Origin of the sequence: Blautia caecimuris (assembly GCF_024622975.1) — a bacterium.
GTDB classification, from domain to species: domain Bacteria; phylum Bacillota; class Clostridia; order Lachnospirales; family Lachnospiraceae; genus Blautia_A; species Blautia_A caecimuris.
On record NZ_JANJZT010000054.1, the window covers coordinates 1 to 10,821 of the forward strand.

The 10,821-nt window shown below is 47.7% G+C and carries 10 protein-coding genes and 2 pseudogenes; all 12 read right to left on the bottom strand.

Annotated elements, in window-relative coordinates:
* Window positions 1-56: 56 nt before the first annotated feature.
* A pseudogene (locus NSA57_RS18480) lies at window positions 57-953 on the bottom strand (bifunctional lytic transglycosylase/C40 family peptidase); the annotation flags it as partial.
* Window positions 950-3,064 carry a CD3337/EF1877 family mobilome membrane protein gene (locus tag NSA57_RS18485; RefSeq protein WP_257465741.1) on the bottom strand — a complete coding sequence of 705 codons (2,115 nt, stop codon included), beginning with the start codon at window positions 3,062-3,064 and terminating at the stop codon, window positions 950-952. The gene NSA57_RS18485 and the pseudogene NSA57_RS18480, both read right to left, overlap by 4 nt.
* Complete coding sequence (tcpF, locus tag NSA57_RS18490) at window positions 3,064-5,514, bottom strand: conjugal transfer ATPase TcpF (protein ID WP_257465742.1); 2,451 nt, start codon at window positions 5,512-5,514, stop codon at window positions 3,064-3,066. Before tcpF ends, NSA57_RS18485 begins: the two co-directional genes overlap by 1 nt.
* Window positions 5,501-5,890 carry a conjugal transfer protein gene (locus tag NSA57_RS18495; protein ID WP_070087533.1) on the bottom strand — a complete coding sequence of 130 codons (390 nt, stop codon included), beginning with the start codon at window positions 5,888-5,890 and terminating at the stop codon, window positions 5,501-5,503. The genes tcpF and NSA57_RS18495 overlap by 14 nt, the downstream gene beginning before the upstream one ends.
* A gap of 108 nt (window positions 5,891-5,998) precedes the next feature.
* Entirely contained in the window at window positions 5,999-6,502 is a 504-nt protein-coding gene (locus NSA57_RS18500; protein ID WP_257465743.1) for an antirestriction protein ArdA, read from the bottom strand.
* Between the two features lie 17 nt (window positions 6,503-6,519).
* On the bottom strand, window positions 6,520-7,017 hold the full coding sequence (locus tag NSA57_RS18505) for an antirestriction protein ArdA (protein WP_077717676.1): 498 nt from the start codon (window positions 7,015-7,017) through the stop codon (window positions 6,520-6,522).
* The gene (locus NSA57_RS18510) at window positions 6,992-7,228 is read right to left on the bottom strand and encodes a hypothetical protein (protein ID WP_060815474.1); all 237 of its coding nucleotides are present in this window, start codon (window positions 7,226-7,228) and stop codon (window positions 6,992-6,994) included. Before NSA57_RS18510 ends, NSA57_RS18505 begins: the two co-directional genes overlap by 26 nt.
* A gap of 76 nt (window positions 7,229-7,304) precedes the next feature.
* Window positions 7,305-7,526: a hypothetical protein gene (locus tag NSA57_RS18515; protein ID WP_010817890.1), complete on the bottom strand. Its 222-nt coding sequence runs from the start codon at window positions 7,524-7,526 to the stop codon at window positions 7,305-7,307.
* A complete protein-coding gene (locus NSA57_RS18520; RefSeq protein WP_021374764.1) occupies window positions 7,523-7,663 on the bottom strand; it encodes a DUF3789 domain-containing protein in 141 nt (46 codons plus the stop codon). The genes NSA57_RS18515 and NSA57_RS18520 overlap by 4 nt, the downstream gene beginning before the upstream one ends.
* Window positions 7,664-7,678: 15 nt before the next feature.
* Entirely contained in the window at window positions 7,679-8,938 is a 1,260-nt protein-coding gene (mobT, locus tag NSA57_RS18525; protein ID WP_257465744.1) for a MobT family relaxase, read from the bottom strand.
* Between the two features lie 180 nt (window positions 8,939-9,118).
* On the bottom strand, window positions 9,119-9,523 hold the full coding sequence (locus tag NSA57_RS18530) for a hypothetical protein (RefSeq protein ID WP_257465745.1): 405 nt from the start codon (window positions 9,521-9,523) through the stop codon (window positions 9,119-9,121).
* A 7-nt stretch (window positions 9,524-9,530) separates the two neighbouring features.
* A pseudogene (locus NSA57_RS18535) lies at window positions 9,531-10,760 on the bottom strand (FtsK/SpoIIIE domain-containing protein); the annotation flags it as partial.
* Between the last annotated feature and the right edge of the window lie 61 nt (window positions 10,761-10,821).

Below are 10,821 nucleotides of genomic sequence, written 5' to 3' on the forward strand. Positions count from 1 at the left end.
TTTTTTCTGTCCCCCTTTCTTTAATCTACTTCTAACTTTCGTCCCTCTGGACGCACGATACCGACGTGGGTTACATACGTTCCCGCATTGTAGGTACTGTGGAAGAACACCAAATCGCCAGCCTGTGCCTGCGAAAGCGGGATATGCTGGGTAGCGTCATACTGTGCCTGTGCCGTTCTCGGTAAGGAAATGCCAGCCTTACCATAGCACCATTGAACCAGTCCCGAACAGTCAAAGGAAGTGTTCGGATTGCTCCCGCCATACACATAGTTCCAGCCTTGATATTTCAGAGCTTCATTCATTATCTTCTGTGCCAGCTCGCCCGATACTTGACTGACCGTAAGATACTGGCTGACAAGCTCCACATAGAACATATTCCCGTACCCATAACGCCAGCCACCGTTGCGGGCGACAGCGATAGGGTTCGTGTAGGTGACTTTCTTTCCACCCGACTTGTCACGGGCGAAATTCTCTGCCAGCGTGAAGCTGTGTTTTTTCCCGTTCTTAGCCACATAGCCAATATAGCCACCGCCATAGTTATAGGACTGTACCACGACGTTGATATCCTCTATGCCTTGATTTTCTGCTGAAGAAAGCAGGGACGCAAAATACTTGCACCCCTGCTTGATGGAGCTTTCCGTATCAAGAGAGTCTGGTGGTAAGCCCATGCTTTCGGAACTCTGCATAACGTCCTCGGCTGTCCCGCCACTTTCCACCTGTATGATTGCCAGCAGATAGGGGACGTACTCGGAAATACCGTATTCCTTTGCGTATTTCTCCACCATAGGCTGATGTTTTAAGACCTCTGCGGAAAGGTTCATGCCTGTTACCCATGAGGAAGAACTACCGCCCCCGTCGTCGTCCTCGGCGCTGATAAGCACACCAAAGAAAAGCACTATCGCAAGAAGAAAGGGAAACAGACTGCCGATAAGGGCGATATGTCTTAGCTTCATTTCTTATGTCCTTTCTTATCCGTAGTGTTTATGGTCGCTTTCTTGATGTTTCGCTCTTTTCTGGTGGTCTGCTGGTTCAGCTCCACACCATTAAGCCTTGTCCTGTGTTTCTGTAGTACAGGTTCATCAAATTTTGAAGCCAGAGGACGCTCTTTGACAGGCTGTGCTTTTGTCAGCTCGGTATGTACCTTGTTGGTCGAGAGCGGACGCTTGATTTCCTGTGTTTTTCCTGTATCGGTCTTAGAAGCCGTGGCAGGTCTTTCATGGGGACGGGTAGCTCCTGTTGTCGCTGATCCGTCCGTCGTTCTGCCAGCCTGCCTTGCTTCCTGTGCCTTTTGAAGCTCCATACGTTTGTCTGCGATATTCTGTCTGTGTTGCTCACGCTTATCGGCACGCTGGCTCTGTCTGGTTTCCTGTCCCTGCACAATGCCACGCTTGAAGTCGGACACATTTTCCTTTGCCTTTTCCTTTGCGGAGTGCAGGGCATAGGCAGTCTGGGTCGGCATATCCTTGATATTCTCCTTGACAGCCGTTGCCTTGTCCTTGACCTTGTTCTTTGTATCAAGCACCGCTCCCACGGCTGAACCTGCTCGACTGCTTACAGTCTGATTGTTCCTGTTTCCTCTGGAAGCGGAAGTACGGGTTTTATTTCCTGCACCCGCCACAGCACTTCCCGCCACAGCTCCCGCCATGCTTCCAGCAGTGACCGCACCAGCGATACGTCGTTCCATACGCCTTGCTCTGTGTCGCATGAACAGATACGGACGACGGAATATCCTGCGTCCCATGCTCTGGCTGTCCCCAGCGTTGAGAGAGAACATACTCATAAGGTCACCCAGCTTCATGTAGATACCCGCAAAGCAGACTATCTGCAAGAACGCAATCATAAAGAACGGGTAATCGGTGGATATGTTATAGAACATACTGGAAATAGAAAAAGCTACCGTGACAATGAGGGTTATCCCCGCCCTTGTCATAATCGTATTGAACACTCGGACGATTGCCTGTTTTGCCATGTTCTCATAGCTGGGTATCATGGAAAGCAGAAAGCTAATCGGCAGGAACATAGCGAAGATGATAAACAATATCTGGGAGAATATCATCATGCCCGTAAGCAGGAATACGAATATCGTTATCCCCAGATTGAAAATGAGCAGGAAAAACACCATTCCCAGACGGTTGATGACCTGTGGTATCGTCAGATTGTCGTTGTCGTTATTCTCGATTTCCGTTTTCACCACGTCCTCACGGGTCGCCCCGTCGTCTGCTGACGGACTGACCGATACCAGAGCTTCCACACGGTCAGCCCCGATTTCCTCTATATCGCTGTTCCCGAACTGCAAAAGTAGCCACGGCTGTTGCACCTGTATGGAAAACAGACTGTCCCTTATCAAGTTCACGCTGTCTTTTCCCTCACTGTCGCTGTCGGGGAGCATTATCTTTGTCCCCAAATCCAGTGAAGCCGTGGAAATGTCCGAAGAAAAATCGTTTATCTTTTTGATATAGTCAGGAGCGTAGGCGATAAAGGAAGCGGACACGATAAACACCACAACAAAGTTGATAACGGCGTGTAATGCCTTGCTGGTTTCTCGCTTGATAAGCCCCGTGTAGGCTACATAGATACCCACGATAAGGATAATAAGAAGCAGGAAGCCCACATAAAAGCCCGTACTTCCGAAGCCGTTTTCCGTCACGCCCGCTAGGGTCTGTATGCTCTTTCCGATACTATCTGCCATATCGTTAATGAAGTCCAGCTTATACGCCTGCTGGACGACATACCCCGTAGCGTTACTTAGGTACAGACTGATAGTCCAGATAAAATTGGTGATACAGTATAAGCCGTACTGCACACTTTTTCCAATACCGTCCAGCCAGTTCCACGGAAGCCAGCCCCAGCTATTGTCCACATAGAAGTCAAGCTGGTAGTTTTCCAGCGGGTACTGTGAATACAGGTTGTCCGCATTGACGGTATCATCGACAAGCCCCGTGGCATGAGCCACCGTTCCGAACAAGGATAAGAACACGACAGAGGTAAAAATGACTATCAGCGCTATCTTGAAAAAGCGAAAGAGCTTCTGTTTTGTCAAAAGCCCCTTTATCCTGTCTTTCATCACTCCACCTCATTTCTATGTATCGGCGGTCTGGTATCAAAGGCGTGCAACAATTCCTCAAAGACAGGGTGTATCTGTACCACGCCTACACGCCCATATAAATCTTGAAGCAGGCATTGCCCGTTCTCCAAGTCACGAAGCCTTTTCTGGTTGTTCTCATCCTCTGGGTCGATACCGAAAAATTCTAAGGTCTGCTTAATCTCGTTTATATCGGTACTTCTAAAGGCAAACTTCAAGCCGATATTGTTTTTCAGACTTTCCTTTGACACGTCCCCAGAGGATTGCGTGACGAAGTACACACCTGCCTGCATAGCACGTCCCGCACGCACCAGCTTGTTCGAAAGAGTTTCGCCCTGTGCCACGTTGAGGAACGCCCACGCTTCATCTAAATCCACGATTTTAAAAATGCTTCTGTCACTGTGGATAAAGTCAAGGGCAAAGGTACTAATGACAATCAGCATAGCCACGGACAGCAGTTCAATGGTCGTGTATTCCTCAAAGGTCGTGTCCTTGTCGGGAAGCACCAAATCTGCCACCTGTATGATATTGAGCTGGTTGTCCAAGCTGATAGCGTTAGATACCGAACCGTCCGAAAACAGCAGATGTGCAAAGTCATAGTCTGTAAAGCTGTCGATATGGTCGGCAATATTGCGGGCTATCACCGTGTCCTCTCTGCGTAGCTCGTCTATCACATGGAGAAGTCCTCGCTGATCGCTCTGGGTCACGGCTCGCACCGCTTTTCTAAGGACAGGGAATTTTTCACCGTCCCTAGAGGAAATCCCCGTAAGGAATGTGAGAATGTCTATCGCCAGACTTTCAGCGTCCTTTACATTTTTCATAATCACGAACGGGTCAAGAAGCCCAGCGTTTTCCTTATCGCTGGTAAGGTTGACGATATTGATTTCATGGGCTATCTCTGGGAGCGTTTCTTTCCAGTTGCCACGCTCTGATTTAGGGTCGAGAATGACCGCCTGTCCCCCAAAGAGGACGGAATAATAGACAATCAGATTGTTGCAGAATGATTTCCCACCGCCCAGCGAACCGACAAAAGCGGAAGCCAGAGCGTTTGTGACCGTACCTTTCACACCTTGACTGGCAAGAGAGGGCTGTAAATAGACGTTTCTTCCTGTATCTACGGAATAGCCGATATAGATACCTGTGTTTTCTCCTAACTGCTGTGTTGCCCCGAAGCCAAGTCCTGCCAGAAAATCACTCTTGACGTATTGCACATAGTCATTGATATAACGCTTGCTGGCGGGAAGAAATTCAGAGTGAAGCCCCAGCATATCCCCAGCGGGACGAACTAATTTTACATTGAGGTCGTCGTAGAAGTCCTTGACCTCATCACAGCGTCGTTTCAGCTCGTCAAGGTCGGGAGCTGATACCCTTATCACATAGGAGAGCTTATACATACTTTCCTTGCTCTGGTCGAGGTCGGTTTCCAGCTCGTCCACGCTGTCTAATGCGTCCACCACATTTGAGCTGGTTTCGCTTCCAGACTGATAGGCGTGATTGTCCAAGTCTTTCAGCTCTTTCTTTTTATTTCTCACCGTGGAAAGTGCCTTGCGGTTGCCGACGATTTCCACATTCATGCTCGTATCAACAGGGAAAGTAAACTGCTGTTGCTGGAAATAGAAGATTTCCGACGACGGAAAATCCAGCTCGCCCACAATCGCATTGACGGTAAAGTAGGACACGAAGCTCTCGCTGTCCTCATGCTCCAGCCTTATGTATCGCTGGCTTTCCTCTATCAGACAGCGGGTCGGACGGATAAGGTCGTACTGCTTGATGAGCGTTGCCTTTTTCAGCTTCTTCTTTGGAAGCGAATATTCGTAGTCCTCATACGCCACGCCGTCCCTGCCGTAGATATGCTCGATAAGATACCCGAAGTCGTTCTTATCCAAGCGTCGGAACTTGAAACGTCGGGAGATTTTATTTTCCAGCAGTTTTTCCATTTTCATGTAGCGGTTGATTTCATCATCTGGCATGGAGATAAAGTCGTTCATCAGCGTATGGTTGACCTCATTTAGAAATTCCTTGAATGTCAGAAACGCCGATTTCTTCATGCTATCAAGGCTGACCTTTTCCTCTGTCACAATGAGCTTGAAGCCGATAAAAAAGCGGTAGTCCACTTGATTGTCCCCAATCATGCTTACTAATGCTTCTGTCTGTTCATCTATCTTCTGTATCGCCACATCACGAAGTCGCCCCGTCACTAATCTTTTTGACTGCTCCTGTATGCTTCTTACGGAACTTTCCGTTGCTATCTGCAAGGCGTGTATCTTTCCCTCACGGGACTGTGCGATAAGCTGACGGAAACTGTCATGGACGATAAATTTCTGTTCAGCCGATAGAAAGCTGTAATTGTATGGTATCAGCTCATAATAGGCGAATACTTCATTGTCCTTGTTCCAGACAAGGTTGTTGTCGATATATTTAATCGGGAACATACATCACACTCCTAACCGCCGTGACGGGTTCGCTGAACACTTCCTTTTCCAGCTTCACGGCTTTTCCTGCATAGGTCACTTTTGGTCGCAGGGCAAACGTAATCTGCGATTTCAAGAAGCTGTAAGGCTTCTTGCCGTCAAAGGTCTTTTGACTCATAAACCATGTGAGGGCGACGGGAATACCGAAGTATTTTAAAAATGCCCCCTCGATAAGCGATAACGGCGGTAAGTCCCCCAAGAGAATGACGGCAAACTCCGTGATAACAAACCACGTTATCTGGGTAAAGGTAACGGGAAACGGGAGAGTGAAGTCATTGATTGCATATAAGACTTTCTCCACGTTCCAGATACCCGTGTAGCTCTTAATCTTCTTCAATTCGTTTCAGCTCCTTTCGTTGTAATGGAAAAGGACAGCCATTTTCAGACTGTCCTTGATAGAAAAAAGCTGTCAGTAGCGACGCTTCCTGTCGCTGATCTGCCAGCTCTAATATGGTATCTCGCATATCCCACGGCTTGTTTCAATGAATGTCCCCTCTATGGACAAGTCCCTGCCGTATGCTTCATAGTCGATATAGTTCTGCAACGGTAGCGGTATCTGTCCCAATACCTGCAACTCGTCAATGAAGTAATAGGCAACGTCGGTCATGTCCCCGCAGTCTGGATAATAATAAATCTCGTCCTTATGCTCGTAAACTTCTTCCAGACTTCCATAGTAGGAAACAAACTCGTCCAGAGCGTCCGTGATATAGTCGGGAAGCTCGCAAATCATCTCGTACATCTCATTGAGTTCTTCAATGGAGATATACTCCCCGATTTCAATAGGGAAGTTGTCGGTATCATGGACAGCGTATTCCTCATAATAGCTGTTCAGCCCGATACGCTCCGCAACATCTTCCTCGTCGATAGGGAAAGAGAACCAGTCCCCGACAAGTTCGCCCTCGTTGTACTTGCCAAGATTAGCGATATACACCCTCATGTCGTCCACCACAGGCTTACACCTCTTTTCTATGGAAGTTCATAGATACCGTGGTCGGTTTCCACAAAGCGTCCGTTGTCGTCAAGGTACTGCCCGTAGGCTTCATAATCGAAATAGCGGGTGACGCTCTCACTTAGGGAAGTAAAGTCTGGGTCATTGTTCAGAATGTGGCGGGCAACGTCCGTCATGTTCTTACACCACGAATAATGAATAATATCGTTTCTGTATCGGTGCAATTCGTCAAGGTCGGTGAAATAGCACATCAGCTCCCCGTAGTCCTCTTTCAAGTCAGAGGGCAGACTTTCATAGGTATGGTACAAGTCGTCGAGCCTTTCAATGGTGGTATCTTCCTGCACTTCATCAGCAAAGGGAAGCTCCTTGCCCGTGATATAGTAATAGTCTGTATCTACATCAATCCCCAGCAGTTCTTCCACCTGTTCTGTGTCGATAGGCAAGGTGAACCAAAAAGCTCTGATTTCTCCGTCTGTCGGCTCTCTGGCTTCAATCTGCACACGCATTTCTTCCATGTTTCATCACGTCCTTTCTTTGTAACGCTTCCTGTATGACGGTGTAAGGCACACCGAATACATAGCGTGAAAAATCTTCCAACTGTTTCTTAGGGTAGTCGGACAGGCAAAGGCGTTTCATTTCAAACCAGACCGCACGCTTGTAGTAGGGCAGGTCGGAGAGATACGGACACCCGATTTTTGCCTGCATATCCGTAAAAATATCTTTCAATCAATCACTCCAATCTGAAATTTGAGTATAGAAAAAGCGGTTGATCTCTAATGGAGTAACCGCTTTTAACGATAGGCTACGCTCCAATGATACGGTTGAACAGCTCTAACAGCACGTCCTTGACACCGCCTGCATTGAATACCAGCCCGACGGCGATTAAGGCAATCACAAGGAAGCCGATTAACTTAGAAAACTCTCTCTTAAATCCTAAGTAGATACCGATTACCACGATTGCCATAAGCACTAAGCTCTGGGCGTTGCTTAAAAACCAGTTGTATAAGTTCTGTCCGAAATTCATTCTTTATCAATCCTTTCTTTTTTGATTTCTTCCATTTGTTCGTCAGCCATTTTGCTGACCTGTGCGATACACATAAGGACGACACCGATACCCATTCCCAGCGATACCAGCACTAAGTCCTTGACAAGTTCTGCCATAATCTCAATTCTCCTTTACTCTGTGATAAGCTCCTCTGTGTCCGCTGTCTGCTGTCGGATTATCTGCAAATGCTTTTCCGTCAGCTTTGCGTTGTCCTCAATCTCTTTCAGATAGCTTGTGCTGTTGCCAGCGTCTATCTTTTTCAGCATTTTCAGCGTAGGTGCGACCTGTCGGCTTATCCAGCCCAGCGTCCTTTCCAGCGTGTAAGGTTCTGGGTCTGTCGTCAGCTTGACAGGCGGGCGGTCTTTCCCGATAAACCACGCCCAGCGGTCATTGAGCTTCCAGTCTGTCTTTCGCTTCTCTGGTTCTCTGTCCACGAAGCGGATATAGTGATTGATGATAGAAAATGCCGTCTGTTCTGCGTCATAATGGGTCAGCAGTTCACGGACGGCATAATAAGCTCTTTCATCTTTCAATCGTATCTCGAAGCGGTTCTTTATCGGTGCTTCCTCAATCGGTATTCCCAGCTTTGCGTACTGTTCGTAGTTCTTCTCATAACAGCAGAAGTAGACTTCCGATTTCAGAGAGCCGATATACAGCGTGTGTCCCATGCCCGCCTTGTCCTGCTCGTTGTGCTTCACCAGCTCGCCCGAAGCATAGGACTTGAAAGAGCGGAACAGGGAAACACATTCCTCACGGTTGCATTTGGCGGTCAGATCTGGAATATCCAGTATGCCCGCCCTGTCGTTAATCGCAAGGTCAAGGCGTTTCATCACACCGCCCTCAATCAGAGCGTCCATGAGGAAGTCATACCAGCTACGCCCCTGTGCCAGCAGATAGCTTTCAAACTGGCGACAGCCTTTTCCTTTCAGCTCCAGAAGCGTGCCTTTTTCCTCATCTTGTGAAGTGTAGACGAACACATCACCCAGATAGTAATGCTCTGTGTACTTGTAGTGTCCGTAGTCCTCATGGAGCATATAGTCAACATTGAGCTTCAATATATCTCTGATAACGTGCTGTATATCCAGCGTGGGGAAACGGATACGCACATAGTCGAACAGCAGGAACATGGGAGCGTCGGGATTGAACTTCTCAACAGCTTCCATGAGCTTGTCCTGCATATCGTCCGTGAGCTTGACCTTTCCCGCTTCGATACGGTTCAAGTGTTCACGGCTGATACCAGCCATGATAGCAAGCCTTGTCTGGGACACGCCATAAGATTGACGTTTCTCTTTCAAGGCGGTTATAAAGGTGCTTTCATTCAGCCTGCATACCCCCAATCGTGTATTTTTAGAAATCTGTGATATTTTCCGCCGATTGTCACAGTCAGCCATGAGTAAGAGAAAACCCTTATGCCAAGCGGGATTTCCAGACTTTTTGACCGTAGTTTCCAGCGGAATTGTGCCCCTCTGTTAGATACCGAGGGGCTTCTTTCGTGGAGCAGGGCAAGCCCTGCTCCACAGGACGACTTCCACGGTCTGACGCTAAAGCTGACCGTGAAAGTCGTCAGTGGTTCAGTCTATCCTTGTCATGCCCGTATAAACTACGATAACGTCGGTATCGGCAGAAAGGCATTTTCTGACAATCTCTTTGCCAATCTCATATTCATGGTATATCTGTCTGAAAAAATCCTTATCCACCAAAAGGAACGTAAAGCGGTAGTTGAACCCATGAATGGAAAGCCATTCGTCCAGAACGACGGAAAAAAGCAACGGAAGTTTCAATCTCCCAAGCCCTGCTTCTGTCAAAATATCTTCCATGTGTGCATGGTAGGCTTCTGTCGGAAATTCCTCGCATTTATCATCAGTCGTGCCAGCGACACTTTCCAAGTCCGCAAGAAAGCGGTCAAAGTCTACGCAGACACCCTCGACGTGCAAATCTGCGGTAGGGTCGCTGTAACCCATTTCTAAAAGTCCCATAAATTTTTCAATTCTCCTTTCGTTCATCTGATACAGCTTGCCTTGCCAGTGCAAGAGAGCCGATAGTCTGTAAAAAATCATGCCCCTTTGGTACAAGGGGAGTGTAAAACTCCGATATGACGCTCGTACCCACGTCACAATAGCCACGCCCTTTGATACGCTTCTGGAAGAACTGCTTCTTTACGTCGCTTCCAAAAAGCATACCGTAGCCTAGCTCGCTGATACGCCCCAAGCCCACACGAAAGTTGAAGTTATCTCTGATACCGTCGCTGAAATACTTTGCGTCGGGACGCTGGCAGGCGACAATCAGAAAATAGCCCGCCTGTCTGCCAAGCATGACGATTTTCTTTAGCTGGCTTAAAAGGCTTATGCTTTCCTTTGTTCCCAGCATTTCCAAGAACGCCACATACTCGTCAAAGATAAGGAAGCAGGGCGGTAAGCCCAGATAGGCATAGTTTTCGCCCGTCTTGTAGTCTGGGTGTTGCTTCATTTCCTCGCTTCGCTGTATCATGCCCTCATAGAACACATTGACACATTCAATCATATCTTCTTTGGTATGGTACACGTTATCCATGACCGTACCCAAGTCCGCAAGGTCGGCATTCTTAGGGTCTAAGATGAATAGCTGGGCGTTGGTCTGCAAGAGGGCTTCAATGATTGTCAGCAGGAAATAGGTCTTTCCACCGCCAGTCCCGCCACAGATAAGGGCGTGAGGGAGTGCGTCATATTCCCATGTGAGGTTCTTCATCAGACGCAAGCCCCCGTTTTCTGCTTTTACTTCGTCAATCGAGATACGGTTCGCTATCATGTCATAAAGTAAAACGTATTCGATATAGCCGTCATGGAGCGTCTTGTCGGTCAGCTCACAGTACAGCCCGCTTTCCAGTTTATCTTCCAGTCTAAGGAGCTGGTCTTGATACTTTCCCAAAGAGATTTCACAGCGGATATGGAGCAAGCCCGTTTCCATTTGATAATAGATTTTAGGAAACCAGACAATTTTTTCCCTTGATCTGCCTTGCAGGTCAGTGAAAAAACCGCTGTCCTGTACGGTCTGTGCTTCATACCACTTATTGTCCAGTATCATGCGTGCCAGCTTTTGGCGGTGTAATAGCTTCTTGAAACTGTCATGGAAGAAGCGGTAATAAAGAAAAGCGACCAATGCACAAACACCAGTCGCTATCCCTATGGTTATGAAGTTGTATGTAGAAAGCGTTATGCCATTATCTAGTATAACGAATATTAAATAATTGCTATATCAAACGGATGCCGCTTCCTCTTCACTGATTTCATCCATTTTA